Below are 25,650 nucleotides of genomic sequence, written 5' to 3' on the forward strand. Positions count from 1 at the left end.
CGATGGCAGCACGTAAACCGCTCATCGCGGGCAACTGGAAGATGAACCTCAACCACCTCGAGGCCATCTCGCTGGTGCAGAAGGTGGCGTTCGCGCTGCCCGAGAAGTACTTCGCGAAGGTCGACGTGACGGTGATCCCGCCGTTCACCGATCTGCGCAGTGTGCAGTCGATCGTCGACGGCGACAAGCTCCTGATCACCTACGGCGCCCAGGATGTCTCGGCGCACGACTCCGGTGCCTACACCGGCGAGATCAGCGGGTCCATGCTGGCCAAGCTCGGCTGCACCTTCGTGGTCGTCGGGCACTCGGAGCGTCGTCAGTACCACCTCGAGGACGACGCGACCGTGCTGGCCAAGACCAAGCAGGCGCTGAAGAACGAGATCACCCCGATCGTCTGCATCGGCGAGGGTCTCGGCGTCCGCGAGGCGGGCACGCACGTCGAGTACAACCTCGAGCAGCTGCGTGGTTCGCTCAAAGGCTTGACGGCGGAACAGATTTCGCAGGTCGTCATCGCCTACGAGCCGGTCTGGGCCATCGGCACCGGCAAGGTCGCCTCGGCGGCCGACGCGCAGGAAGTCTGCGGCGCGATCCGCGGCGAGCTGGAGAAGCTGGCTTCCCCGGAGGTCGCCGCCGGCGTGCGCGTGCTCTACGGCGGCTCGGTGAACGCCAAGAACATCGGCGAGCTGATCCGGCAGACCGATATCGACGGCGCGCTGGTCGGCGGTGCTTCGCTCAAGGGTGACGAGTTCGCCACCCTGTCGGCGATCGCCGCGGGCGGTCCGCTGCCCTGATCGGGCACCGAACACTGAATACCGAAGGGCCGGAAACCGAGTGGTTTCCGGCCCTTCGCTTTTCGTGAACGCGGGCGGCTACCGCGCGTGCAGGATGAGGCCGTAGCCGTTGTCGTTGCGCAGGGTGAGGGTGTCGGCGTCGATGGTGGCGCTGGTTCGGCCGTCCAGCGCGCGCAGCACGTTCTGCTCGACCTCCATCACCTCCGGCGCACACATCATCTTGGTGGTGGCGACGGCGAAATTCACCGCGTCGCCGGGGCCGACGCCCGCGGTGCCGGTGATCCGGTTGCAGCCCGCCGAGCCGTTGACGGTGCCGCCGTCACCGATGGTGAGATTCGGGCTCACCTCGTCGAGCGTGGTCGAGCGGATCTGCGCGTCCGGGGTGAGCATGGTGGTGACCACCCACGCGGTGCCGGTCAGCGGCTTGTCGGGAGTCACGACCTTCTTGTCGGTGAGATGGATGGTGACGGACTTGCCCGTCAGTGTCAGCCGATCACCGTCGAGGCGCCAGGTGGGGTCGGATTCCAGGAAGTCGCTCTGCCAGGCGTCGGCGCGTTCGCGGTCGCCGGGACAGGCCATCAGGGTGCTCGCCAGTGGCGAGGTGTGCAGGATGTGGTTGCTCAGGTCGACGGTGCCACCCGCGGAGTTGCAGCCCGAGTTCGCCGAGATCCGTCCCTCGGTGAAGCCGAGCGTCATCGGACCGCCGCCCGGGATCTCGTCGCCGACGACCTCGGTGGAAACATAGGTGTGGCCCATCGGCGTGGCAGTGTCGTCCACCGGTTCCGTTCCGGTCGAACCGCACCCGGCCGCCACCAGGCCGACCAGGGCGAGCAAGGCGGCCAGAGGACGAGGTGATATCCGCATGGAGCCGATGGTACGGACCGCCCCGGGCATCGCTCGTCGATGCTCGGGGCGGGTCGCGATCCGGCGCGGAACTACTTGCCCGCGTCGCCCGTGCAGCTGGCGCTGGCGAGCTGACCGGTGGCCTGATCCTCGGCGATCACCTTGCCGCCGACCGTGATCTTGCAGGACACCGTTCCGCCGTCGATGCCCGACATGACGCTCAGCGACACGAACTTCACCAGCCCGGTGATCGTCACGTCCTTGGACCACGGCAGCGCGGTATCGGATTCGGTGACCACGTCCAGGCTGCCATCGGTGTAGATGACCGTGGAGGTACCGGTTCCGCCGGCCTGATAGGAGACGGTGACCTCCCGGCTCACCTCGTTCTCGATCTCGTTGGCGACCGTGCCGACGAGCGCGACACATCCGCCGACGACCAGCAGCAGGACCACCAGCACCCCGCCGAGCACCCATGGCCACACCTTCTTCTTGCGCGGCGGCTGCGGGTAACCACCCTGGGGCGGGTAGCCACCTTGCTGCGGGTAGCCACCCGAGGGCTGCTGACCGTAAGGCGGCGGTTGCTGGCCATAAGGCTGCTGCGGATGGCCGGGTGGGACAGTCATGCGAATTTTCCTCCGTGTCGTGCAGGCCCGCCGAACGAAACGGGAGCTCTGTACTGATCGCTCGAAAGCGACCAGAAGATAACACCGCAGCGAAGATTCGCTCTTCTATTGTCTTGCACCACAGTATTTCTGACCGATCACGGGGATCTGTCGCGGAAGCCGTCGCCGCCGTCGTCCCGCTGTGCCGGCACGGAGTGCTGGCCGGGGATCGGCGGTCGCCAGGGATATGCTCGACCGGTGGGCACAGTGGCGGCGGAGCGGATCTCGACCTGGGCTCCGTTGCGTTCACCGGTGTTCCGGGCGCTGTGGATCGCCCAGCTCGTGTCGAATCTGGGCACGTGGATGCAGACGGTCGGCGCGCAGTGGATCCTCGTGGATCAACCGAACGCCGCGGCACTGGTGTCGTTCGTGCAGACCGCGCTCGCCCTGCCGGTGATGTTGCTGTCGATCCCGTCCGGGGTACTGGCCGACCTGGTCGACCGGCGCAGGCTGCTGATCGGCGCGCAGACCGGGATGGCGGTCGCCTCGCTCACCCTCACCGTCTTCACCGCCACCGGCCACACCACCCCCGCGGTCCTGCTCAGCCTGCTGTTCCTGCTCGGCTGTGGGCAGGCGCTCACCGCGCCCGCCTGGCAGGCGGTACAGCCCGAGCTGGTGCCCCGCGACCAGATCACCTCGGCGGCGGCGCTGGGCAGCATGAGCGTCAATATCGGCCGAGCCGTCGGGCCCGCGGTGGCGGGCGTGATCGTCTCGATCGCCGGGCCGACCGTGGTGTTCGGGTTCAACACGGTGTCGTTCGTCGGCATCGTCGCGGTGCTGCTGGTGTCGAAGTGGCCGACGCGAACGAGTCCGCTGCCCAGCGAACGGCCCCTCGCGGCCTTGCAGGCGGGCACGCGATTCATCCGAGCTGCGCCCGCGATCCGACGGGTGCTGTTCCGCGCGATCCTGTTCATCGCTCCCGCCAGCGCGGTGTGGTCGCTGCTGCCGGTGATCGCCCACGACCGACTCGGCCTGTCGTCCTCCGGCTACGGTCTGCTGCTCGGCGCGCTCGGGCTCGGCGCGGTGTGTGGCGCGCTCGGATTGTCACGCCTGCGGGTCCTGTTCACCCCCACCCAGCGGCTCGCGCTCGCGGCGGTCCTGTTCGGGATGGGTGCGATCGCGACCGCACTGGTCCACCACGTGGTGGTGGTGCTCGTGTTGCTGGTGGGATCCGGTCTCGCGTGGTTGCTGGCGATGGCGACGCTGAACTCGACCATGCAGTTGCTACTGCCCGCCTGGGTGCGCGCCCGTGGGCTGTCGGTGTACATGCTGGTGTTCATGGGTGGGCAGGCCATCGGTTCCCTGCTCTGGGGTCTGGTCGCCGGTGCCTACGGTGCAGTGACGGCACTGTTGATCGCGGCTGCGCTGCTGGCGTGCTGTGCCGTGAGCACCCTGTGGTGGCCGATCCGGCACAACGTCGAGGAGATCGACCTCTCCCCGGCGGCGTTCTGGCCCGAACCGCAACTCGTCGTCGAGCCCGAACCCGAGGACGGCCCCGTCCTGGTGATGCGCGGCTACGACGTGCCACCCGCCGACGTCGCCGCCTTCACCGACTCGATGGCGCTGGTCGGGCGATCGAGGCAGCGCACGGGCGCGATGGAATGGCGGCTCTACCGCGACGTCGGCACCGTCGACCGGTTCGTCGAAGCCTTCGTCGTGCGGTCCTGGGCCGAGCACATGCACCAGCATCAGGTGCGCCTGACCGCCCGTGACCGGGAAATCGAAGAGACCGTCGCCCAGTACTCCGCAGGCCCCCACACGGTCTCACACCTGGTCGCAGTCGAGCCTGGTTAGACCAGTCGACCCCACACCACCTAGGATGAACCCCATGTCGCTGTTCCTCGATATCCTCCTTGTGATCACCAGCTTGCTGTTGGTGCTGCTGGTGCTGCTGCACCGCGCCAAGGGTGGCGGCTTGTCCAGCCTCTTCGGTGGCGGCGTCCAGTCGAGCCTGTCCGGCTCCACCGTCGTCGAGAAGAACCTCGACCGCATCACCATCTTCGTCGGCATCGTCTGGTTCATCGCGATCCTCGGCATCGGCCTCGAGATCAAGTTCGCCTGACGCGTCAGCTCGACGACACGATTCGTCGGGCCGCTGCTTCGATCGCTGATTCACCGAGCAGGACTGTGTCCGCGGCCGGTCCCAGCGGGATGAAGCTGTCCGCACTGGTGACCCGCGCGAGCGCGCCCTGGTAACCGGCGTCGACAAGCGTCGCGAAAACTGACTCGGAGACTCCTCCGCTGCGCCGGGTCTCGTCGGCGACCAGCACACGGCCGGTGGCTTCGGCGTGGTGGAGCAGGTCGGCGGCCGGTAGGGGATCGAGCCAGCGGAGGTCGAGTACTCGCGTGTGGATTCCCTGGGCGGCAAGGCGATTCGCGGTGCGCAAGCTCATCGGGACGCCGTTGCCGAAGGTGACGATGGTGAGGTCGGTGCCGTCGCCGTAGGTGCGTGCTGTGCCGATCGGAATGTGGTCGGTGGCAGGGGAGGCCAGCCAGGCCTCGTCGCCTGGATGGAGATCTTTCGTGTGGTACAGCGCAATCGGTTCGACGAACACACAGACCCGGCCGTCGACTCGGGCCGCTGAGACGCAGGTGCGCAGCATGCTTGCCGCGTCGTCGGCGCGCGCGGGCACCGCGACGACAACGCCGGGGATATCGCGCAGTGCCGCCAAGGAATTGTCGTTGTGGAAGTGGCCGCCGAAGCCCTTTTGGTAGGCGAGGCCGGCGATGCGTACCACCATCGGATTTCGGTACTGCCCGTTCGAGAAGAATTGGAGGGTGGCCGCTTCGCCGCGGATCTGATCGGCCGCATTGTGGACGTAGGCCAGATACTGGACCTCGGGGATCGGGATGAAGCCGGCCAACCCGGTACCGAGCGCGGTGCCGAGGACGGACTGTTCGTCGAGGAGGGTGTCGAAGACCCGGCGTGCTCCGAAGCGCTTTCTGAGGCCCTTCGTGACCCCGTAGACGCCGCCTTTGCGGCCGACGTCCTCGCCGAACACCAGCACATCGGAGTCTCTGGTGAGGAGTTCGCCGAGTGTGTGGTTGATCGCTTGCGCCAACGTCATCCGGGAGTCGGGCGCAGGAGTCGACGGACCAGGGCGGGTGACGTCCTCGCGGATGGCGGTGGGGTGAATCGGCGCGAGGGGCGCGATCACGGCCGCCGCGGAATCGAGCCGAGCTTCGTGAACCACCTCGTCGGCGGTCTCCCGCACGCGGGCACCGATCCGCTCGTAGCGCTCGAGCAGGTCGCCGGCGTCAGCGGCACCCGCCGCGATCAGATAGCGGGCGGTGCCGAGGAGGGGATCTCGGGCCAGGTCGGCGGCGATATCGGCCGGACCACGGTAGGCGGCCTCGACATCGGACCCGGCATGTCCACCGAGCCGGACGGTGCGCAGGTGCAGGAAGACCGGCACCCGCCAGGTTCGTGCCAGATTCACCGCATCTTCGGCGGCACCGAGAACATCGGGTAGATCGCAGCCGTCGGCGGCGAAGTAGGTGAGACCCGGCCGTGGACCGTAGGCGCGCTCGATCCAGTCCGGTGCGGTGGGCACACTGATGCCGAGCCCGTTGTCCTCGCAGACGAACACGAGCGGCATCGGCACACCCTGATGGGCGGCATGCAGGGCGGCGTTGACCGCCCCGACCGCCGTCGAATGATTGGCCGACGCGTCCCCGAAACTGCACACCACCACCGCATCGGCAGGCCATCGGCACGAAATCCCTTGCTTCGCAGCACGATCCAACGCGAATGCCAGCCCCACGGCTCGCGGCAGATGTGAGGCGATGGTCGAGGTCTGCGGAATGATCGACGCCGCCGCGCTGCCGATCACCTTGTGCCGACCACCGGAAATCGGATCGGCAGCCGCCGCGACAACCCCCAGCAGCACATCCCGAATCGGATCCAGCCCCGGAATCTGGCGGCATCGCTGCACGAAGAACGCGGCCGACCGATAGTGCAACAACGCCGGATCATCGACGCGCAGCGCGGCCGCCACCGCCGCGTTTCCCTCATGTCCCGAAGACCCGATGCTGTAGAAACCCTGCCGAGCGGACCCCAACCGCCGAGCCGCCAGATCGAGATGCCTACTGGCAGCCTGGGATTCGAACAACTCCGCCCCGAACGCGGCATCGATGCTCCCGACCGCGTCGATCCGATCGGACACGACGAGACCATCCATCGCGGCCCGAAACGCCCCATCCAGGTCAAGCGAACCCAGCGCCACCGCAACAACTCCTCGCCCGCAGTCGAGTCGACGTCCGAACCGTCGGCATGCCAAGAACCCGATGCTAGCGCCTGCCCGGCCGGATCCAGGGAGAACCCGACAGGGGAAGAATCCCGCAACCGGGATAGTCGTAGCTGGAGTGCTGGGGTGGTTCGGGCAGCCGGTAGTGTCCGGTGTTCAGGTGGGACGGTGAAGGAGGGGCTATGACGACGTCAGGTGGGCCGGGCGGTCCGTGGGGGTATCCGCAGCAGCCGGGGCCTTTCGGGGCGCCGCCGCAGCAGCCGTATCCGCAGCAGCCGTACGGGCAGCCGAGTTTTCCGCCGCAGCAACCGCAATATCAGCAACCGCCTGCCCAATACGGTGCGCCGCAGGCGAATTATGCTGCGCCACAGCAAGCTCCGCCGCAGGGCGGACCGCAGGAGAGCGCGGCGGTGCAGGCCTATCTGGCGGCGGTCGCTCACCATATGACGATGGGCGGGCTCCAGGTGAGCCGGAATTGGGTCGGCCCGGTGCTGTCGCTGATCGGCGTCGGTGCGGTCATCAAGAGCTCGCTGAATCCGATCGAACTGGCCGTGTGCGTCGGCCACGCGGGCGAGATCTCACCCGCCACCGTCGCCGGATTCACCAGGCAGGTCGATGAATTCGCCCGTTCGATTCGGCGCCCGAGCGCCTTCGCGGTGAAGGGTGGCGCATGCGCGGTCGCCGCGCTGATATCCGATCGTGTACACCCGGCCAGCTTCGGCGCCGTCACCAACAAGGCGATGAGCTTCGGCACCGTCGTGGTACCCGCGGTTATCGATCTGAGTAATCGGCAGATGATGATCGCCCAGAACACTCCGGTGATGGGATTCGCGATGTGGAGTACCGTGCGCGGCAAAGCCGGTATGTACCTTCCGGATCCACGCGCGGTCTTGGGCTGACAGCCGGCGATGGGCCCCGCACATCGGTGATCGCGCGAATGTGCAAAGGCTGCGGCGGCACCTGTTCGAGAGGGTGACCGCATGTTTCCGAAAGCGCAGTGGTGGTCGCGGCTGCCAGGGTAGCTCTACGCCGCCGGGAGGTGGCGGTGAGTGAGCGCCAGGAGGCAGATCATGCGAGGCAGAGTTCCTGTTCGGATGCGGGTGTTGGCCGCACTGAAGGGTGAGCCGGATTGGGATTCGATCACCCCGGCGGAGGTCGTCGAGGGGCGTGGGGCGCAGGAGAAGTTGCGTCGGTCGGCTGTCGGGACGTTCGTCACCGGGCGGTCGGATCGGGGCGCGCTCGGCACCGATCACACGCTCGAACTGGCCGGTCGCACGCTGCGTGTTCGCGTGCATCGGCCGGTGCACGGGGGCTCGGGGTTGCCGTTGATCGTCGCGTTTCACGGCGGTGGGTTCATCACGGGGGTTCCTGAGCAGGACGATTGGCTGCTGAGTCACCTGGCTGCCGAGTGTCCGGCGGTGGTCGCCTCGGTGGACTACCGGCTGGCGCCCGAGCATCCGATTCCCGCCGCTGTCGAGGACGCCCGCGACGCGGTACCGCGTCTTGTCGCGCGGGCGGGGGAGTGGGATGCGGACGGTACTCGGCTCGCGCTGCTCGGTAGTAGCGCGGGTGCCACTCTCGCGGCGCTGACCGCCTTCGATACTCCTGACCTGCGGACGCAGGTACTGATCAATCCCCAACTCGATTGGACCGACGGGGTCTTCGACTATCCCTCGTTCACCGAGAATGCGGACAGCCCTACCGCGACCCCCGCGAACTGCCGTGCGGTGCAACGCATCGCGCTCCCCGAGGGATTCGACGCGCGGCAGATATCGCCGATGTTCCACGACGACCTCGCCGGGTGCGCCCCCACCCTCATCCAGTCCGCCGGTCTCGATCCGCTGGAAGATCAATCGCCCGCCTACGCCGATCGTCTCCGGCAGGCGGGGGTCGAGGTAACGCTGACCCGCTATCCCAAAGCGACACACGGTTTCCTGAGCATGCGGGGGCTGATCCCCACCGCCGAACCCGCCCGCGCGGAGATCCTCGACCATCTGCGAAGCCACCTGGCTGTGCGTTCTGGAGCGCGTCGATGACCACCGTCAGTGAACAGTCCACCCGGGCAACGAGTCTCATCAGCTTGCTTCGCCCGTATCTCGGCAGTTTCGGCGCGGTGGCGATCCTGCAGGTCGTCGGGGCCGTGGCGGGGCTGGCTCCGTTGCTGGCCGTAGTCGAACTGGGCCGAATCCTGTTGTCACCCGGCGAGGTCGACCACGGTCATGCGTGGCTCGTCGTGCTGGCCGGTGCGGTGGGTCTGCTCGTCCGATTACTGTGTACCGCAGCCTCTTCGGCGGTCGGCCACCTCCTCGACGATCGCGTCCAGCTGTCCTTGCGGCGGCAACTGGCCGATCAGCTGGGGCGGGTGCCGATCGGCTGGTTCGCGCGGCGACGCACCGGTGAGCTGGCGAAGATCGTCGGCGACGACGTGAGCGCGGTGCACCCGTTCATCGCGCACGCACCCGGCGAACTGGTGTCGGCGTTCGTGGTGCCGTCGGTCTCGCTGATCTACCTGTTCACCGTCGACTGGCGGCTCACTCTCATCACCCTGATTCCGGTGGTGCTGGCGATCGCGCTCGTCCCCTTGATGATGACCCCCACCCGGCTGCGCGAACAGCAGGATTTCGACACGGCCATGGGTGGTATCGCCGGCTCGGTCGTCGAGTTCGTGCAGGGCATCGCGGTGGTGAAGGCCTTCGGCGGGTCCGAACGCGCCCATCGCCGATTCCGCACCGCCACGGAGGATTTCGCCGACATCTTCCTGCGGATGGTGCGTGGCCTGGCGGGCATCGCGGCGGGCATGCAGGTGGCGCTGTCGCCGCCGTTCGTGCTGCTGGTGGTGCTGCTCGGCGGCACGGTGCTGATCACGAACGGCGGAATGGCCCCGGCTGATCTGTTGCCGTTCCTGCTGCTCGGCATCGGGCTCACCGCCCCCGTGGCGGCGCTCGGACACTGTTTCGACGACCTCCAGGCCGCGCGGCGCGCGGTAGGCCGGATACGCGACGTACTCGACGAGGCGCCGCTGCCCGAGCCGACCCGACCGAGGACGCCGCAGGGGCATCGCGTGCGGTGGGCGGACGTCCGGTTCGGCTACGACGCCGAACACGAAGTGCTGCGCGGGATCGACCTGGTACTGGAGCCCGGCACCGTCACCGCACTTGTCGGACCGTCGGGCAGCGGCAAATCCACCCTGGTCCAGCTACTGCCGCGGTTCTTCGACCCGACCCACGGCACGGTCTCCCTCGGCGGCGTCGACCTGCGCGAACTCGGTAGCCGCGAGCTCTATCGGACGGTCTCGTTCGTCTTCCAGGACGTGCGGCTGCTGCGAGCCTCGGTCGCGGACAATATCGCCCTCGCCGTTCCCCGTGCCGACCGTAACGCCGTGGTGCGCGCGGCCCGCCTGGCGAACATCCACGACCGCGTCCTCGAACTGCCGCACGGTTACGACACGGTGATCGGCGACGATGCGGTCTTGTCCGGCGGTGAGGCACAGCGGATTTCGCTGGCTCGTGCCCTGCTCGCCGATACTCCGGTCCTGGTCCTCGATGAAGCGACCGCCTTCGCCGACCCACAGACCGAACAGGCCGTCCGGCAGGCGCTGGCATCGCTGGGACGTGACCGGACCATCCTGGTCATCGCCCACCGGCTGGAAACGATCGCCGACGCCGACACCGTCGTGATGCTCGACAACGGCGCGATCGTCGAACAGGGCAGACCCGCAGATCTGCTTGCCCGACCGGGAAAATTCGCCGACTTCTGGCACGCGCACCGAACGGTGACCGCGGAACTACAGGGAGACCCACGATGATTCGCATGCTGTTGCGCGTGCTCGGAGCCGACTACGCAGGTCCGGTTCGGCGCACGATCGCGCTGATGACGGTCACCGCGGTCGCCGAGGGCCTGTCCTATGCGCTGCTGGTTCCGGTCCTGCGGGCGCTGTTCGGTGACGACCCCGCCGCTGCCCGACCCTGGCTGATCGCATTGGGTGGTGCCGTCGCCCTCTATGCCGTCCTGCGCTACCGCAGTGACCTGTCCGGATTCCGCGTCGGCACCACGCTGCTGCGCGGGGTGTACCACCGACTCGGCGACCACCTGGCCCGACTGCCCATCGGTTGGTACACGGCCGGTCGAGTGGGTGAGGTGTCGGTGCTCGCCAGTCGCGGTGTGCTGCAGGCGTTGAGCGTGCTCGCACACCTGCTGGCACCGCTCATCTCGGCGGCCGTGACACCGCTGACGATCATCGTCGTGATGTTCGCGTTCACTTGGCAGCTGGGGTTGGCCGCGGCCGCCGCAGTGCCGATCGTGGCGGCGATCCAGGTCTGGTCGGGGCGTGCGATGGCGGTCGGTGACGCGCAGCGACACGAACGCGACCACGACGCCGCGCAGCGGGTGATCGAATATCTGCAGGCCCAGCCTGTTCTGCGAGCCGGGGGGCGTACGGCGGAACGGTTCGACCTGCTCGACGATTCCCTCCAGGAAGTCGCGCGCACCTCGCGCCGCCGAGCCTTCACGGCGCTGCCCGGAATCCTCGGTCTCTCACTCGCGGTACAAGCGGTGTTCACCGGGTTGCTCGCCCTCGGCACGTATCTCGCCCTCGGTGGAGACATCGGTGCGGCGGAGTTCCTGGCGATCCTGCTCCTGGCCGCTCGGTGCGCCGACCCGCTGCTGTCCCTCGCTGATCTCGGCGGCCAGCTACGTGGTGCCCGATCCGAACTGGTGCGCCTCGAGGCACTGCTGCGGACCGAAACCTTGCCGGAACCCGGTACGCCCCTGGAACCGCAGGCTCATGACCTGACCGTCGACGCCGTCACCTTCCGGCACGGCACCCGCACGGTGCTCGACGAGGTCTCGCTGACGATTCCCCGCGGACAACGGCTGGCCGTGGTCGGACCGTCCGGCGCGGGCAAAACCACTCTCCTGCAACTGATCGCCCGCTTCTACGATGTCGACGCCGGCACCGTCCGCATCGGCGGCGTCGACGTGCGCTCCATCAGCACCGAAACACTGATGGCCCAGTTCGCCATCGTCTTCCAGGACGTCTACCTGTTCGACGGGACGATCGAGGACAACATCCGCCTCGGCCGCCCCGACGCCACCGACGACGAGGTGCGAACCGCCGCCACCGCGGCCCGTCTCGACGAGGTGATCGACCGACTCCCCGGCGGCTGGACAACGAACGTCGGCGAAGGGGGCGCCCTCCTGTCCGGCGGTGAGCGTCAACGTGTTTCGATCGCCCGAGCCCTCCTGAAAGACGCCCCGATCGTCTTGCTCGACGAGGTGACCTCCGCCCTCGACCCCTTGAACGAGGCCGCGGTCCACGAGGGCATTGAACGCCTGATGGCAGGCCGAACCGTGGTCATGGTGGCCCATCGCCTGCGCACCGTCCGCCGCGCCGACCGCATCATCTTCCTCGACCACGCCCACATCGCGGAAGACGGCACCCACGACGAACTCCTGCACCGAGCAGGCCGCTACGCCGACTTCTGGACAAGCTCCCTGACCCCGGTCATCTGACTCGGCGAGCATCACCCGACACGACGAAGCCCGGGCCCGATCATCGGGCCCGGGCTTCGTCAGTGGCTTATTCGTCGTCGAGCAGCAAGCCTGTTGCGGCGGCCTCGTCGATCACCCAGGTGGTCGATTCGATGCCGACCGCGCCGGCCGACGGGATGTCGTCGGGGGAGGCGCCGTTGACGGCGGCGGCTACTGCGGCGGCCTTGCCTTCGCCGCTGACCACGAGCATCACGTGGCGGGAGCGGTGGATCGCGGGCAGGGTCATGGTGACTCTGGTCGGCGGGGGCTTCGGGCAGTTGTGCACGGCGACAACGTAATCCGTGGTTTCCTGCACTGCGGGTGAGTGCGGGAACAGGGAGTCGATGTGGCCTTCGGGCCCCATGCCGAGGACCGTGAGGTCGAACTCGCCGCGTTCGTCGAGTTCGGTGTGCACGACCTGGGCGTAGGCGGCCGCGGCTTCCTCCGGGGTGCTGTAGGGACCGTCGGAGGGGCCGATCGGGAACACATGCGCCGGGTTCAGCGCGACGAAGTCCAGCAGCGCCTCGCGGGCCTGGAGTTCATTGCGGTCCTTGTCGCCCGCGGGGACGAAACGCTCGTCGCCCCAGTAGACGTAGAGGGCGGACCAGTCGATGTCGCCGGGGGACTCGCGCACGCGTTGGAGCAGGCGGATGCCGTCGCTGCCGCCGGTGAGCGAGACCGAGGCGTGGCCGCGTTCGGCCTGGGCGGAGACGATCACGTCGACGAAGCGTTCGGCGGCCGCGTCGGCGAGCAACTCGGCGTCGTCGTGGATCTCGATCGTGTTGGCGGGGAATTCGGCACCGAGGTCGTCGTGCACGTCTATGTGGTCACTCATAGGTCACCTTCTCGATTCCGGCGAGCGCCTCGGCGTAGATCTCGTCGGCGTCGAGCCGGCGCAGTTCTTCGGCGAGGCAATCGCGAGTTTCCCGGCGTGCCAGCGCGATCCGCTGGTCGGGTTCGCCGGTGCGGGTCAGCGTGGCCGTCCTTCCTAGTTGCGGGCGTTCGATGGCGATCGAATCGGTGGCGCGCTGGATTTCCACCTTCAGCTCCCCGGTCTTGCGGATCACCGGGCAGTGCAGACGCGAGGCCAGCCAACCGGCCAGGGTGTCGAGCGCCGGTTCGGAGGCCAGGCCCGACACGGTCACCGAGGTGACCGGTTCGAACGGCGGTTCGTCCAGCGCCGCGGCCAGCAGCGCCCGCCAGTAGGTGATGCGGCTCCACGCCAGATCGGTATCACCGGTGGCGTAGGAGAAGCGGCGCTTCTTGATCGCGGCCTGTGGATCGCGGGCGTAGGTGGCGTCGGTGATGCGGCGTTTGGCCAGCTTGCCCACCGAGTCCATCGACGGGTACTCCGGCGCGCCACGCGGCCACCACGCCACCACAGGGGTGTCGGGCAGCAGGAACGGGGTGACGACGCTGCTCTCGTGGTTCACCAGCGCGCCCTGCAGGCGCAGCACGATCACCTCGGCCGCACCGGCGTCGCCACCGACGCGGATCTGGGCGTCGAGCCGGGTGTCAGCGTCGCGGTCGCCACGCGCCAATACGATGACCCGGCACGGATGTTCGCGGCTGGCGTCGTTGGCGGCGTCGATAGCGTCCTCGGCCTCCGAGGAGTCCAGGGTGCACACCACCAGGGTGAGCACCCGGCCCTGGGTGATCACGCCGTTGGTCTCGCGCAACTGGACCATCCGTTTGCCGACATCGACGGTGTTGGTATCGGGCATGTCGACGATCACGGACGCCGCCATTCCCGCCCGCTGCGCGCGAGCATCTCATCGGCCGAGCTGGGACCCCAGGTCCCGGCCTCGTAGGGTTCGGGTTTGCCGCCCGCGGCCCAGTGCGCGAGCACGGGATCGAGGATGCGCCAGGACAATTCGACCTCCGCGTTGACCGGGAACAGTGACGGCACGCCGAGCAGCACATCGAGGATGAGCCGTTCGTAGGCTTCGGGGGAGGACTCGGTGAACGCCTCGCCGTAGCTGAAGTCCATGTTCACATCGCGCACTTCCATGCCCGAGCCGGGGACTTTGGAGCCGAAGCGCAAGGTGATGCCCTCGTCCGGCTGCACCCGGATGACCAGGGCGTTCTGACCGAGCTCCTCGGTCATGGTCTGGTCGAAGGGCAAGTGCGGCGCGCGCTTGAACACCACCGCGATCTCGGTCACCCGGCGGCCCAGGCGTTTTCCGGTGCGCAGATAGAACGGCACACCCGCCCAGCGCCGGTTCTCCACGTGCAGGGTGAGCGCGGCGTAGGTCTCGGTCCGTGACTGCGGATCGAAGCCCTCCTCCTGATGCAGGCCGACGACGTGTTCGCTGCCCTGCCAGCCTTCGGTGTACTGCCCGCGCGCGGTCGTCTCGTCCAGCGGCGCAACGAGTTTGGTGGCCGAGAGGGCCTTGATCTTCTCGGTGGTGAGCTGCATCGGCTCGAAGGAGGTCGGCTCCTCCATCGCGGTCAGCGCGAGCAACTGCAACAGGTGGTTCTGGATGACGTCACGCGCGGCGCCGATCCCGTCGTAATAGCCTGCGCGACCACCCAATCCGATGTCCTCGGCCATGGTGATCTGCACGCTGTCGACATAGTTGGCGTTCCAGATCGGCTCGAACAACTCGTTGGCGAAACGCAGCGCCAAGATGTTCTGGACCGTTTCCTTGCCGAGGTAGTGATCGATGCGGAAGACCTGCTCTTCCGGGAAAACCCGGTTGACCAGGGCGTTGAGTTCCTTGGCGCTGGTCAGGTCGTGGCCGAACGGCTTCTCGATCACCACGCGCCGCCACGGGGTGTACCCGTCGGGGTCCGGCTTGGCCTGAGCCAGGTGGTGCTCGGAGAGCTGATCGAGGACCACGGGGAACATGTTCGGCGGAATCGACAGGTAGAAAGCGTAATTGCCGCCGGTGCCGCGGGTTTCGTCGAGATCGCGCAACGTGTCGGCGAGCGTCGCGAAGGCCGCGTCGTCGTCGAAGCTGCCCTGCACGAAGCGCAGTCCCTCCGCCAGGTGGTCCCAGACCTCCTGGCGGAAAGGGGTGCGCGCGTGCTTCTTCACGGCCTCGAGTACCACCGAGGCGAAATCTTCGTCGGCGTAGTTGCGCCGGGCGAAGCCGACCAGGGCGAAACCAGGGGGCAACAGCCCCTGGTTCGCCAGGTCATAGATGGCCGGCATCAGCTTCTTGCGGGACAGATCTCCGGTGACACCGAAAATCACCATGCTGCACGGGCCCGCGATGAAGGGGACCCGTTTGTCGCGTTCGTCGCGCAGCGGGTTGTGCCACAGCCCCGCCGCCTGATCCGTCGATGCTGTGCCGGCCATCGTGCTAGTTGCCCTCCGCCGCGATGTCGAGCTGGCCGGTGGTGGCCTCGATCAGCTCACCCCACGCGCTCTCGAACTTCTCGACGCCTTCGCGCTCGAGCAGCGCGAACACATCGTCGAGATCGATACCCACCGCTGCCAGATCGGCGAAGACCTGAGCGCCCTCGGCGCCACGGCCGCTGAGCGTGTCGCCCAGCACCTCACCGTGATCGGCGAACGCCTGCAGCGTCTTCTCCGGCAGGGTGTTGACCGTGTTCGGGCCGACGAGCTCGGTGACGTAGAGGGTGTCGGGGTAATCCGGGTTCTTCACCCCGGTCGACGCCCACAGCGGCCGCTGCCGGTTGCCGCCCTGTGCGGCCAGGTGGTTGTAGGTGGAGGTGTGCGCGCCACCGTCGAACACGTCCTGGTACTCGGCGTACGCCAGACGCGCGTTGGCCACACCGGCCTTGCCACGCAGGGCGAGGGCCTCCGGGGTGCCGATCGCCTCGAGGCGCTTGTCGATCTCGGTGTCCACGCGGGAGACGAAGAACGACGCCACCGAGTGGATCTTGGCCAGGTCGTGGCCACCGATCTTGGCGTTGCGCAGACCGTCGAGGTAGGCGCCCATCACCGCGCGGTAGCGCGGCACCGAGAAGATCAGCGTCACGTTCACGCTGATGCCCTCGGTGATCACCGAGGTGATGGCGGGCAGACCGGCCTCGGTGGCCGGGATCTTGATGAACAGGTTCTTGCGGTCGACGATCTTCCACAGCTCGATCGCCTGGGCGACGGTCTTGTCGGCGTCGAAGGCGAACCGGGGATCGACCTCGATCGACACCCGCCCGTCCACGCCGCCGGTCGCCTCGAACACCGGCGCGAGCACGTCGCAGGCGGCGCGCACATCGTCGGTGGTCATCGTGCGGATCGCCGCGTCGGCGTCGGCGCCTTGGGCCGCAAGGTCTTTCAGCTGCGCGTCGTAGGCGTGACCCACGCTCATCGCGGCCTGGAAGATGCTCGGGTTGGTGGTGACACCGACGACGCTGCGGGTCGCGACCAGGTCGGCGAGATTGCCGGACTGGATGCGTTCGCGCGAGAGATCGTCGAGCCACACCGAGACGCCCGCGGCCGAGAGCGCGGCGAGATTCTCGTTCTGTGCCATGGTCTTACCCCTTCACCTTGTCGGTGGAACGCAGTGCCGCGCGGACGACGGCATCGGGGGTGATACCGAATTCGCGGTACAGAGTCTTGTAATCGGCCGACGCGCCGAAGTGGTCGATGCCGACGACCTCACCCGCGTCACCGACGAATCGGTGCCACGGCATCGCGATACCGGCCTCGACCGCGACCCTGGCCCGCACCGACGGGGGCAGCACCTCGTCGCGGTATCCCTGATCCTGCACGTCGAACCACTCCACACACGGCATCGAGACCACGCGGGTCGGGATGCCCTGCTCTTCCAGCGTAGTGCGCGCGGCGACCGCGAGGTGGACCTCGGAGCCGGTGCCGATGAGGATCACTTCCGGTGTGCCGGTGGACGCCTCGACCAGCACGTAGCCGCCCTTCTTGACACCCTCGTAGCTGGTGCCCTCCAGGGTCGGCACGTCCTGACGGGTGAGTGCCAGCGCGGACGGGCCGTCCTGCTGCGGCGACTCGTACACCGGGAAGTGCGAGGTGTGCTCGTCGGAGTCACGCTCGAGCACGGTGCGCCAGGCGTGGACGGTCTCGTTGGCGTCCGCGGGGCGAACGACGTTGAGGCCGGGGATGGCGCGCAGCGCGGCCAGGTGCTCGACCGGCTGGTGCGTCGGGCCGTCCTCGCCGAGGCCGATGGAGTCGTGGGTCCACACGTAGATGGCGGGCACCCGCATCAGTGCGGCCAGGCGGACAGCCGGGCGCATGTAGTCGCTGAACACGAGGAAGGTGCCGCCGTAGGGGCGGGTCGGGCCGTGCAGCGCGATGCCGTTGAGGATCGAGCCCATCGCGTGCTCACGGATGCCGAAGTGCAGGGTGCGCCCGTACGGGTTGGCCTTCCACGCGCCGGTGGAGATCGACTCGGGGCCGAAGCTCGGCTGGCCGGGCATCGTGGTGTTGTTGGACTCGGCCAGGTCGGCCGAACCGCCCCACAGCTCGGGCAGCTCGTCGGCGACCGCGGCGAGGAACTTGCCCGACGCCTTGCGGGTGGCCATGCCCTTGGGATCGACCTCGAAGCTCGGCAGCGCCTCGGTCCAGCCCTTGGGCAGCGAGCGGGTCTGCAGGCGATCGAAGAGTTCCTTGTTCGCCGGGTTGGCCTCGGCCCACTGGTCGAAGCCCTGCTGCCACTCGGCCTGTGCCTCGGCGCCGCGGGCCAGTGCCTTGCGGGTGTGCTCGATGACGGCCGGGTCGACGTCGAAGGACTTCTCCGGGTCGAAGCCCAGCGCCTTCTTCACCGCGGCGACCTCGTCAGGGCCCAGCGCGGCGCCGTGCGCGCCACCGGTGTTCATCTTGTTCGGGGCCGGGAAGCCGATGATGGTGCGCAGGATGATGATCGAGGGCTTGCTGGTCTCGGCCTTCGCCGCGGCCAGCGCCTTCTCGATGGCCACCACGTCTTCGCCGCCCTCGACGATCTGCACCTGCCAGCCGTAGGCCTCGTACCGCTTGGCTACGTCTTCGGTGAAGGCGATGTCGGTGTCGTCCTCGATGGAGATCTCGTTGTCGTCGTAGATCACCACGAGGTTGCCCAGCTGCTGGGTGCCCGCGATCGAGGAAGCCTCCGCGGTGACGCCCTCCTGCAGGTCGCCGTCGGAGGCGATGGTGTAGATGAAGTGGTCGAACGGGCTGGTGCCCTCGGGGGCATCCGGATCGAACAGCCCGCGTTCACGCCGCGCGGCCATCGCCATGCCGACCGCCGAGGCCAGACCCTGACCCAGCGGGCCGGTGGTGATCTCGACGCCGTCGGTGTGGCGGAACTCGGGGTGGCCCGGGGTGAGCGAGCCCCACTGGCGCAGCTGCTCGAGGTCGGTCAGCTCCAGTCCGAAACCGGCCAGATAGAGCTCGATGTAGAGGGTGAGGCTGGAATGCCCACAGGACAGCACGAACCGGTCGCGACCGACCCAGCGCGGCTCCGCGGGGTTGTGGCGCATCGTGCGCTGGAACAGGGTGTAGGCCACCGGCGCGAGGCTCATCGCGGTACCGGGGTGCCCGTTGCCCGCCTTCTGCACGGCGTCGGCAGCGAGTACCCGGGCGGTGTCGACGGCCAAGGTGTCGAGGTCCGTCCAGTCGCTGGGGTAGTTCCGCTGAGTGAGGGCGCGAATGTCGTCTGTGACTGGCACGACCGTGGTTCTCCTGACCTAGGTTTCGTCGACGGCGATAGCTTGGCAGCGGCGATGATGTTCGACAGCGGGTCGCACGCGGCCGGGATGCGTACCGATGTACAGGAATACCCTAGTGGTGCTGCTACAGCGGTTGGCGCGAACCCTGGCGTTGAGTCTAGTTCGGATCGCACTGAGTCGGCGGTGTGCGGTGTAGACCATCGCCGCCGCGTGGGCCGAGCCCGTCGCGATGCCGTTCACCTGCGCGTCGATGCGGGTTCACCGCCGCGTGGGCCCGGGATGCGGGCTCGTGGGGCGGAGTGACCGCGCCCACGGTGGCGGGGGTCTGGCGCGGAGCGGCAGGTGAGTGGGTCTACCATCCTCTGTAGTAGTGGCCGCGCCGCAGCCGCGCGCTGCTCGTTCCATTACCGGATGCGAAGCGAAGCACAGCGTGCGAGGAGAAACAGTGCGGATCGGTCACGAGCCGGGTAGTAGCGGTGCGCACGGAACTTCGTCGACGGCGCTGGCCGACCGCCTCGCGGGCGACAGTCTCGCCGCGCGGATTGTGCGTAAGCCCCTTGCCTACATCGCGCTCACCAAACCACGCGTCATCGAGCTGCTGCTCGTTGCCACCATTCCGACGATGTTGCTGGCCGACCGCGGCACGGTGGACATCCGGCTGATCCTGGTCACCCTGTTCGGTGGCTGGATGGGCGCCGCCAGCGCCAACACTCTCAACTGTGTGGCCGACGCCGATATCGACAAGGTGATGAAGCGGACCGCGCGCCGCCCGCTGGCCCGCGAGGCGGTGCCCACCTCGCACGCGTTCGTCTTCGGTGTCGTGCTCGGCGCGATTTCCTTCGCCTGGCTGTGGTGGCAGGCCAACCTGCTCAGCGGGTTGCTGGTCGTCGCGACGATCCTGTTCTACGTTTTCGTCTACACCAAGGGCCTCAAGCGCCGGACCTCGCAGAACGTGGTGTGGGGCGGCGCGGCCGGCTGCATGCCCGCGCTGGTGGGCTGGTCGGCGGTGACCGGCGACATCGGCTGGCCCGCGGTGGTGCTGTTCGCGGTGATCTTCTTCTGGACGCCGCCGCACACCTGGGCGCTGGCCATGCGCTACAAGGAGGACTACCGCGCGGCCGGCGTGCCGATGCTGCCGGTGGTCGCGACCGAGCAGGTGGTGACCAAGCAGATCGTCATCTACACCTGGTTGACGGTGCTCGCGACGATGGCGTTGGTGCCCGCGACGGGTGTCATCTACGCGGCGGTCGCCCTGGTGGCCGGTGCCTGGTTCCTGCTGATGGCGCATCAGCTCTACGCCGGGGTGCGCCGTGGCGAGTCGGTGAAGCCGCTGAAGCTGTTCCTGCAGTCGAACAACTACCTCGCGGTGGTGTTCTGTGGTCTGGCTGTCGACTCGGTGCTCGGGTGGGACACGATCGGTAGCCTCGTCGGGCTGTAAGGCATTCTCGAACAGTGGCCGGGCAGCGATGCCCGGCCACTGTCATGTCCGGACCTGGTCTGGTAGCGGCCTCGCCGGATCAGGGGAGTGGACGACCTCGAAGCTCACCAGCGATGGGCGAGGTGGCCGTCGGGTCGGATCAGGATGGTGGTGCCCGCCGTCGCCGAAAAGGCGGTGAAGGCGTGTCCGTCGGTGTCGACAAGTGTCACAGACGCCGGTCTGGTGGATGACTCGGACGGGGCGTCGACGCGGCGTATCTCGACCGTGAGAACGCCGGATCCGTCGATCGGTGTCGCTGGAGAGCTGGATGTGGAGTTCGCGCCTGCCGCGAAGGCGGGGAGCTCGATGTCGACTGAGTTGTTGGCCGGGGCGAAGCGGAGCAGGGTCGCGTGGGGGCCTCGGAAGACGTCGAACAGGCGGATCGGGCGGCCGGTTTCGTCGTGCAGTGTGGCGTCCGGCGCGCGGTCGCCCGCCACGAGGGGGCCGTCGTCGTCGGGGCAGCGATAGGTGATGGCGAGCTGGCGGGTTTCGGGGCCGCGGTGCATCGCGTCCTCGTCGCCGTCGACGAGTTTGTCGAGGAGTTCGGTGCTCAGGCCGAGAATCCGGGCCGCGACCGTGCGACGTTCGGGTTCGTAGGTGTCGAGCGGGGCCGGGACGCCACCGAGGGCAGCGGCCAGTTTCCAGCCCAGGTTGTAGGCATCCTGAATGCCGGTGTTCAGGCCTTGGCCGCCGGTGGGCGGGTGGACGTGGGCGGCATCGCCCGCGAGGAACACCCGGCCGTCGCGGAAGCGTTCGGCGAGTCGAATATTGGGGCGCCACACCGTGATCCAGGACAGATCGTGCAGCACCAGGCCTGTCTCGGGGCCGTGGCGGTCGGCGAGATCCTGCAGGGTGGCCAGATCGGGGAAGCGGTCGTCGGTCAGCGGGGCGGCGAACTGGAAGCGCCGCGCGCCCGGTAGCGGGGACAGGGCGAACCCGGTCATCGGCTGGTCGGCCGCGGCGGCGAACCAATAGCCGTACTCGTGGTCGAGGGAGTCGGCGCGGACATCGCCGAGCAGCATCTTGATCGACTCGTCGGTGCTGCCCTCGAACGCGATCCCGAGGCGCTTGCGCACCGTGCTCGCGCCACCGTCGGCACCGACCAGATAGCTCGCGCGCACCGTCTCCGATGTGCCGCCGCGTTGCAGCGTCGCGGTGACGCCGGCGTCGTCCTGGGTGAATTCGACCAGCGCCGTGGCGAATTCGACCGTTACCCCGAGCTCGGCGAGCCGCGCCCGCAGGATCGCCTCGGTGTCGGACTGACCGAGCACCCAGGTGTTCGGATACGGCACATCCGGGGTCGGCTCGACTGGCTCGGCCATGCGGCGCTCGCCGACGAAGGTCCCCGCGAAGTAGGCGCGCATCACCGGGACCTCGCGCCCGGCGGCCAGTACCGCGTCGATGACGCCGAGGTCGTCGAACACCTCCAGGGTGCGCGGTTGGATTCCGTCGCCGCGCGACCCCTGGAACGGCGAATCGGCCCGGTCGACGAGCCGGACGTCCACGCCGCGCCGTGCGAGATCGAGGGCGAGGGTGAGTCCGGTCGGGCCCGCGCCCGCGATGAGTACCTGTTCTGACATGGAAATACCTCCTGCGACAAGAACTGAACTGATATTCAGTGAATGTGAATTCAGTTTCAGTGTTGGTACCGTGCTTGTCAAGGAGGTGATGTCCGGTGGTGGGCAGCAGGCGCGAGAAATCCGCGGAGACCGAGCAGGCGCTCAAGGACGCCGCCCGGCAGGTCTTCGCCGAACACGGCTACCTGAACGCGAAGATCACCGACATCACCACCGCCGCGGGCCGCGCGGCCGGCTCGTTCTACAACCACTTCGCGAGCAAAGAGGAACTGCTGCAAGCACTTCTGCGCGATATGGCGGTGGCAAGCGACGAGCGAGCGGCCGACCCGGAGCACAACGGCGACTTCACCGACCCGGCGGCGGTCCGCTACCACGTGCGCGGCTACTGGACCTTCGCCCGCGAACACGCCTCGGTCCTGCGCGCGATGGGCCAGGCGGCGCAGGTCAGCCCGGATTTCGCCCGGATCATCGCGGGCTTCGGCGCCGAACAACGCACCGACATCGCCGACCACGTAGCGGACTTCCCGGAACGGGGGCTACGCCTGCCGGGAACGGTCGACGCCAGCCTGGCGATGATGTTCGCCGCGGTCGACGGAATGTTGCGCATGGTCGAAGACGGCTCGGTGACCCTCACCGACGAGGAGGCGATCGAGTCGATCACCCGTTTCGTCTACCGCGGTCTGACCGGCCGCGACTACTAGGTCATGTCCCCCAGCCCGACCCGACGGCCTACCGATCGTGAACTGGAAATCCGATGGGGAGGCATGACCTAGCCGAATCGTCATCGGCCCGCCGCCGCGAACGGCCCCGATACCCTAACCGTCGAGCAGGACGGGCAGTCCGTTCAAGGCCGCGAAGCTGATGGAATTGAGATAGGCGATGACCTTGCTCGCCTGCTCACTCTCGGGGATCGCGAGGTCCAAGAGGGGGCCTGCTTCCTCGTCGAGGATGATGAGGCGGAAGGAGATGGCGAGCAGCTTCGCATAGGACCAATCGAAGCCCTGGCCGATGAACAGCATCTCGAAAACCTGGTCCCCGGTGAGTATTTCACCAGTCGGCCATTGCCGGACAGGGGCCACTGGGGACTCGAAGAAGGTCCGGCTCGCCGCCCGTACCTCGGCCGCCTGACTACCGTCCCAGCCGAAATGGTCCCACCCAGCTTTGAATTCGGTACCCGCGCCCGCCGCGGTGAGGTCACCGGGCAACATTGACAGCAGCATTTCCTCGGCAGCGAGGTCGAGGGGATAGTTGACCCGGCCGTAGCAGCCAAAGCCGCTCTGTCCGTCGTTATTGGCTGGGCAGGCTAGGCAATCGTCGACGAAGGCGTCGAGCTGGGCCGCTCGCTCGAGTGCTTTGGTGACGCTTGACCTGACTTTCACCGCGCCCGTCGGGCGCGTCACCACATTGCTGAAAGTCAGTCTGCGCCAAGGCCGTCCGCCGTTGCGCTGGTGATCGTCAAGCGTGAACATCGCCGCACCTCGCAGGATGAGCAATTCGAGGATCTTTTCGGTGCCGAGCGTCTGCTTCGGCCGACACGGTAGGTCAACGACGTAATCTAAAGCCACGCCGTCACCCTAATCAGCAATCGCGACCGACGCGGTGGACAGCAAGAGGACCACGTCGTCCGCGGTGACGTCCGGGTAGAGCGAATCGTTGCGGTGCGCGGCGGCGACCAGCTGCTCGACGGCGGCACGCCCGCGCGCCTGGATCTCGCGGAGTGAGTCATCGGCCACCCCGGCGACGGCGAATCGGAGCAGGCGTTCCTGCCGCATGTCGATCATCACGTGGTGCAGTAGTGCGATCACCTCGACGATGGCCGAGCTGGTCCCGTCCTCGGCTCTGGCGAGCGCCGAGTTCAGCGACCGGTCGATGCCCTCGGCCAGATCGGCCACGATGCTCTCGATCCGATCCTGCTTGGTCGGGAAGTGCCGATACAGCGTGCCGGTGGCGACACCCGCTGTCGTGGCGATCTCGTCCATGCCGATGCCCGGCCCTTCGCGCTGAGCGCATCGCGAGACGGGCACCCGGAGCGAAGGTCGACGCGGTCGCTCTCGACGATCCTGCGAGATCCGCTGGAAATGCTTATGCCGTATCGAAATTGGCGAATCTGCTGTTCACCTATGAGCTCGATCGCCGGCTCGCGGGAACGTCGGCCTGCGCACTGGCCGCTCATCCCGGCGGCGCGAGCACCGAGGTGTTCCGGTACTCCCCGGCGGTCTTCCGTCTGCCGAATCTCGCCGTCGCCCGCCTGTTCGGGCGCACCCCCGCCATGGGGGGCGCTCCCGACTCTGCGTGCCGCGACCGATCCGGCCGCGCAGGGGAGTGAATACTACGGACCCTCAGGACTTTTCGAGATCGGCGGCTATCCGGGGCGGGTGCGCTCCAGCTCTCGCTCGATGGACCGCGAGAGCGCTCGGCGACTCTGGGAAGCTTCCCAGGAACTGACCGGTGTCCGCTTCCTGGGGTGAGCGGACAGTCGGGGCTACGGCAGCAGCACGATCGAGCCGGTGGTCTTGCGCGCCGCGAGATCGCGGTGAGCCTGGGCCGCGTCGGCCAGCGGATAGGTGGCGCCGATGCGGAGATTCAGGGTTCCCGCGGCGATCCAGTCGAAGACATCGGTGGCACGCCACAGGAATTCGGTGCGATCGCGGGTATAGGCGCCGAGGGACGGGCGGGTCAGCCAGAGCGAACCGGCGGGGTTGAGGCGTTGCGGGTCGAAGGGCGGGACCGCGCCGCTGGCCGCGCCGAACAGGGCGAGGGTGCCGCGGATGCGGAGGGCGGCCAGGCTCGCTTCGAAGGTGCTGGCCCCGACACCGTCGTAGACCGCGGCTACGCCGATGCCGTCGGTGAGGTCACGGACGCGGGCGGCCAGGTCGTCACCGTAGCGCAGGACGTCGGTGGCACCCGCTTCGCGGGACAGCTTCTCCTTGGCGTCGGTGGAGACCGTGGTGATGACCCGGGCGCCCTTCTCGACGGCCATCTGAGTGAGCAGCAGACCGACGCCGCCCGCGCCCGCGTGGATGAGAACCGGGTCGCCGGGTTCGGGCGAGAACACCGATTCGGTGAGGTAGTGGGCGGTCATGCCCTGCAGGAGGGCGGCGGCCGCCACGGCCGGTTCGACGTCGTCGGGCACCTTCACCGCCACGGCCTCGTCGACGGCGACCAGGTTCGCGTAGCTGCCGGGCGCCGACGCCCAGGCGACGCGGTCACCGACGGCGAACTCGGTGACATCCGAACCGATCGCCACCACGCTGCCCGTGCCCTCGGAGCCGGGGATGTAGGGCGTCGCCTGCGGATACTGGCCCGTGCGGAAGTAGATGTCGATGTAGTTGACGCCCACACCCTGGGTCTCGACCAGCAGCTGACCGGGCCCGGCCTGCGGGTCTGTCAGTTCGACGTACTGCAGGACCTCGGGACCACCGTGCTCGGAAACCTGAATCGCGCGCATGAGTCCTCTTTCTACACCCCGTGTTCCAGGCCACTCGAGGCTGGACTGGAAACTACCTGCCGGTAAACTGCGGTGCATGAGTACAACCGCCGCCCCCGAGGCCGTGAAGGTGCCGGCCGAGGTCGAGAAGTCCATCGTGAAGTTCCTCGCCCAGCACGGTGGTTCGGGAACGGCCGTGCTGCAGTACATCGGCAAGCAGGGCGTGCGGATCACCCTGGTCGGCGCCGACGGCATCCTCGGCGACCGGGTGGTCGGCGACATGGCGACCGCGAAGGCGCTCGTGGAGCGCGTCGACGGCCTCGCCGAGACCGACGAGTGGAGCCGTGAGCTGGGCTCGATCGTCACCCCCGCTCCATCGCACTGGGCCAAGATGGCCGGCTGGGTCGCCCATCAGACCAAGTTCCCGAAGGCGCGCAACTGGAAGTTGTTCGCGGGCGCCTGATCTCCGCGCCGTACCACGAGCATCGAACGGCCCGCGATCGAATACC

22 protein-coding genes and 1 pseudogene are annotated in these 25,650 nt (G+C 67.9%); 11 read left to right on the forward strand and 12 right to left on the reverse strand.

Features of this window, described 5'->3' with window-relative positions; genetic code table 11:
• Nucleotides 1-2 precede the first annotated feature (2 nt).
• Nucleotides 3-791: a triose-phosphate isomerase gene (tpiA, locus tag ACWGCN_RS15610; protein ID WP_387442950.1), complete on the forward strand. Its 789-nt coding sequence runs from the start codon at nt 3-5 to the stop codon at nt 789-791.
• A 78-nt stretch (nt 792-869) separates the two neighbouring features.
• On the opposite strand, the gene ACWGCN_RS15615 is transcribed toward tpiA, so the two are convergent.
• Nucleotides 870-1,655: an META domain-containing protein gene (locus tag ACWGCN_RS15615; protein ID WP_452459630.1), complete on the reverse strand. Its 786-nt coding sequence runs from the start codon at nt 1,653-1,655 to the stop codon at nt 870-872.
• 71 nt (nt 1,656-1,726) lie between these two features.
• Nucleotides 1,727-2,257 carry an MmpS family transport accessory protein gene (locus ACWGCN_RS15620; RefSeq protein ID WP_378627072.1) on the reverse strand — a complete coding sequence of 177 codons (531 nt, stop codon included), beginning with the start codon at nt 2,255-2,257 and terminating at the stop codon, nt 1,727-1,729.
• Nucleotides 2,258-2,494: 237 nt separating this feature from the next.
• On the opposite strand from ACWGCN_RS15620, the gene ACWGCN_RS15625 reads away from it, so the two are divergent.
• The gene (locus tag ACWGCN_RS15625; RefSeq protein ID WP_378989090.1) at nt 2,495-4,090 is read left to right on the forward strand and encodes an MFS transporter; all 1,596 of its coding nucleotides are present in this window, start codon (nt 2,495-2,497) and stop codon (nt 4,088-4,090) included.
• Between the two features lie 34 nt (nt 4,091-4,124).
• A complete protein-coding gene (gene secG, locus ACWGCN_RS15630) occupies nt 4,125-4,358 on the forward strand; it encodes a preprotein translocase subunit SecG (protein WP_101468684.1) in 234 nt (77 codons plus the stop codon).
• Nucleotides 4,359-4,362: 4 nt separating this feature from the next.
• Here the strand turns inward: secG and ACWGCN_RS15635 are convergent, their stop codons facing one another.
• Entirely contained in the window at nt 4,363-6,477 is a 2,115-nt protein-coding gene (locus tag ACWGCN_RS15635; protein WP_452459634.1) for a thiamine pyrophosphate-dependent enzyme, read from the reverse strand.
• A 248-nt stretch (nt 6,478-6,725) separates the two neighbouring features.
• On the opposite strand from ACWGCN_RS15635, the gene ACWGCN_RS15640 reads away from it, so the two are divergent.
• From ACWGCN_RS15640 to ACWGCN_RS15655, 4 genes are all read left to right on the forward strand, one after another.
• Nucleotides 6,726-7,442, forward strand: coding sequence for a hypothetical protein (locus ACWGCN_RS15640; protein WP_449965912.1), 717 nt, complete (start codon nt 6,726-6,728; stop codon nt 7,440-7,442).
• Nucleotides 7,443-7,613: 171 nt separating this feature from the next.
• Nucleotides 7,614-8,579, forward strand: coding sequence for an alpha/beta hydrolase fold domain-containing protein (locus tag ACWGCN_RS15645; RefSeq protein WP_452459631.1), 966 nt, complete (start codon nt 7,614-7,616; stop codon nt 8,577-8,579).
• Entirely contained in the window at nt 8,576-10,348 is a 1,773-nt protein-coding gene (locus tag ACWGCN_RS15650; protein ID WP_452459632.1) for an ABC transporter ATP-binding protein, read from the forward strand. Before ACWGCN_RS15645 ends, ACWGCN_RS15650 begins: the two co-directional genes overlap by 4 nt.
• Nucleotides 10,345-12,054, forward strand: coding sequence for an ABC transporter ATP-binding protein (locus tag ACWGCN_RS15655; RefSeq protein ID WP_452459633.1), 1,710 nt, complete (start codon nt 10,345-10,347; stop codon nt 12,052-12,054). Before ACWGCN_RS15650 ends, ACWGCN_RS15655 begins: the two co-directional genes overlap by 4 nt.
• 67 nt (nt 12,055-12,121) lie before the next feature.
• Here the strand turns inward: ACWGCN_RS15655 and pgl are convergent, their stop codons facing one another.
• The 5 genes from pgl to tkt are packed head-to-tail and all read right to left on the reverse strand — an operon-like array spanning nt 12,122 to nt 18,660.
• Entirely contained in the window at nt 12,122-12,907 is a 786-nt protein-coding gene (pgl, locus tag ACWGCN_RS15660; protein ID WP_378989095.1) for a 6-phosphogluconolactonase, read from the reverse strand.
• Entirely contained in the window at nt 12,900-13,808 is a 909-nt protein-coding gene (opcA, locus tag ACWGCN_RS15665; RefSeq protein WP_378989136.1) for a glucose-6-phosphate dehydrogenase assembly protein OpcA, read from the reverse strand. Before opcA ends, pgl begins: the two co-directional genes overlap by 8 nt.
• Entirely contained in the window at nt 13,805-15,376 is a 1,572-nt protein-coding gene (gene zwf, locus ACWGCN_RS15670; protein ID WP_378989096.1) for a glucose-6-phosphate dehydrogenase, read from the reverse strand. Before zwf ends, opcA begins: the two co-directional genes overlap by 4 nt.
• A 4-nt stretch (nt 15,377-15,380) precedes the next feature.
• Entirely contained in the window at nt 15,381-16,514 is a 1,134-nt protein-coding gene (gene tal / locus ACWGCN_RS15675; protein WP_378627090.1) for a transaldolase, read from the reverse strand.
• Nucleotides 16,515-16,518: 4 nt separating this feature from the next.
• Nucleotides 16,519-18,660 carry a transketolase gene (gene tkt, locus ACWGCN_RS15680; protein ID WP_452460207.1) on the reverse strand — a complete coding sequence of 714 codons (2,142 nt, stop codon included), beginning with the start codon at nt 18,658-18,660 and terminating at the stop codon, nt 16,519-16,521.
• Nucleotides 18,661-19,162: 502 nt separating this feature from the next.
• Between tkt and ACWGCN_RS15685 the strand changes: the two genes are divergently transcribed.
• Complete coding sequence (locus tag ACWGCN_RS15685) at nt 19,163-20,098, forward strand: heme o synthase (protein ID WP_379313955.1); 936 nt, start codon at nt 19,163-19,165, stop codon at nt 20,096-20,098.
• 104 nt (nt 20,099-20,202) lie between these two features.
• Here the strand turns inward: ACWGCN_RS15685 and ACWGCN_RS15690 are convergent, their stop codons facing one another.
• Complete coding sequence (locus tag ACWGCN_RS15690; RefSeq protein ID WP_452460206.1) at nt 20,203-21,717, reverse strand: FAD-dependent monooxygenase; 1,515 nt, start codon at nt 21,715-21,717, stop codon at nt 20,203-20,205.
• Between the two features lie 95 nt (nt 21,718-21,812).
• Between ACWGCN_RS15690 and ACWGCN_RS15695 the strand changes: the two genes are divergently transcribed.
• Nucleotides 21,813-22,415 carry a TetR/AcrR family transcriptional regulator gene (locus tag ACWGCN_RS15695; protein WP_378656032.1) on the forward strand — a complete coding sequence of 201 codons (603 nt, stop codon included), beginning with the start codon at nt 21,813-21,815 and terminating at the stop codon, nt 22,413-22,415.
• A gap of 114 nt (nt 22,416-22,529) precedes the next feature.
• On the opposite strand, the gene ACWGCN_RS15700 is transcribed toward ACWGCN_RS15695, so the two are convergent.
• Both ACWGCN_RS15700 and ACWGCN_RS15705 read right to left on the reverse strand, forming a co-directional pair.
• Nucleotides 22,530-23,279 (reverse strand): hypothetical protein, encoded by a 750-nt coding sequence (locus tag ACWGCN_RS15700; protein ID WP_452460205.1) that lies wholly within the window; start codon nt 23,277-23,279, stop codon nt 22,530-22,532.
• Nucleotides 23,280-23,288: 9 nt separating this feature from the next.
• Complete coding sequence (locus tag ACWGCN_RS15705) at nt 23,289-23,738, reverse strand: TetR/AcrR family transcriptional regulator (RefSeq protein WP_452460204.1); 450 nt, start codon at nt 23,736-23,738, stop codon at nt 23,289-23,291.
• Between the two features lie 56 nt (nt 23,739-23,794).
• Between ACWGCN_RS15705 and ACWGCN_RS15710 the strand changes: the two are divergent.
• A pseudogene (locus ACWGCN_RS15710) lies at nt 23,795-24,182 on the forward strand (short-chain dehydrogenase); the annotation flags it as partial.
• Nucleotides 24,183-24,196: 14 nt separating this feature from the next.
• Here the strand turns inward: ACWGCN_RS15710 and ACWGCN_RS15715 are convergent.
• Nucleotides 24,197-25,162 (reverse strand): quinone oxidoreductase family protein, encoded by a 966-nt coding sequence (locus tag ACWGCN_RS15715; protein WP_452460203.1) that lies wholly within the window; start codon nt 25,160-25,162, stop codon nt 24,197-24,199.
• Nucleotides 25,163-25,238: 76 nt separating this feature from the next.
• On the opposite strand from ACWGCN_RS15715, the gene ACWGCN_RS15720 reads away from it, so the two are divergent.
• Entirely contained in the window at nt 25,239-25,604 is a 366-nt protein-coding gene (locus ACWGCN_RS15720; RefSeq protein ID WP_378989102.1) for a hypothetical protein, read from the forward strand.
• The last annotated feature ends 46 nt before the right edge of the window (nt 25,605-25,650 follow it).

The organism is Nocardia sp. NPDC055050 (genome assembly GCF_053608345.1).

Bases quoted from the DNA above. Each gene is read 5' to 3' on its own strand.
- tpiA (WP_387442950.1), top strand. From the start codon at position 3: ATGGCAGCACGTAAACCGCTCATCGCGGGCAACTGGAAGATGAACCTC.
- ACWGCN_RS15615 (WP_452459630.1), bottom strand. From the start codon at position 1,655: ATGCGGATATCACCTCGTCCTCTGGCCGCCTTGCTCGCCCTGGTCGGC.
- ACWGCN_RS15620 (WP_378627072.1), bottom strand. From the start codon at position 2,257: ATGACTGTCCCACCCGGCCATCCGCAGCAGCCTTATGGCCAGCAACCG.
- secG (WP_101468684.1), top strand. From the start codon at position 4,125: ATGTCGCTGTTCCTCGATATCCTCCTTGTGATCACCAGCTTGCTGTTG.
- ACWGCN_RS15635 (WP_452459634.1), bottom strand. From the start codon at position 6,477: ATGGATGGTCTCGTCGTGTCCGATCGGATCGACGCGGTCGGGAGCATC.
- ACWGCN_RS15640 (WP_449965912.1), top strand. From the start codon at position 6,726: ATGACGACGTCAGGTGGGCCGGGCGGTCCGTGGGGGTATCCGCAGCAG.
- ACWGCN_RS15645 (WP_452459631.1), top strand. From the start codon at position 7,614: ATGCGAGGCAGAGTTCCTGTTCGGATGCGGGTGTTGGCCGCACTGAAG.
- ACWGCN_RS15650 (WP_452459632.1), top strand. From the start codon at position 8,576: ATGACCACCGTCAGTGAACAGTCCACCCGGGCAACGAGTCTCATCAGC.
- ACWGCN_RS15655 (WP_452459633.1), top strand. From the start codon at position 10,345: ATGATTCGCATGCTGTTGCGCGTGCTCGGAGCCGACTACGCAGGTCCG.
- pgl (WP_378989095.1), bottom strand. From the start codon at position 12,907: ATGAGTGACCACATAGACGTGCACGACGACCTCGGTGCCGAATTCCCC.
- zwf (WP_378989096.1), bottom strand. From the start codon at position 15,376: ATGGCCGGCACAGCATCGACGGATCAGGCGGCGGGGCTGTGGCACAAC.
- tal (WP_378627090.1), bottom strand. From the start codon at position 16,514: ATGGCACAGAACGAGAATCTCGCCGCGCTCTCGGCCGCGGGCGTCTCG.
- ACWGCN_RS15690 (WP_452460206.1), bottom strand. From the start codon at position 21,717: ATGTCAGAACAGGTACTCATCGCGGGCGCGGGCCCGACCGGACTCACC.
- ACWGCN_RS15715 (WP_452460203.1), bottom strand. From the start codon at position 25,162: ATGCGCGCGATTCAGGTTTCCGAGCACGGTGGTCCCGAGGTCCTGCAG.
- ACWGCN_RS15720 (WP_378989102.1), top strand. From the start codon at position 25,239: ATGAGTACAACCGCCGCCCCCGAGGCCGTGAAGGTGCCGGCCGAGGTC.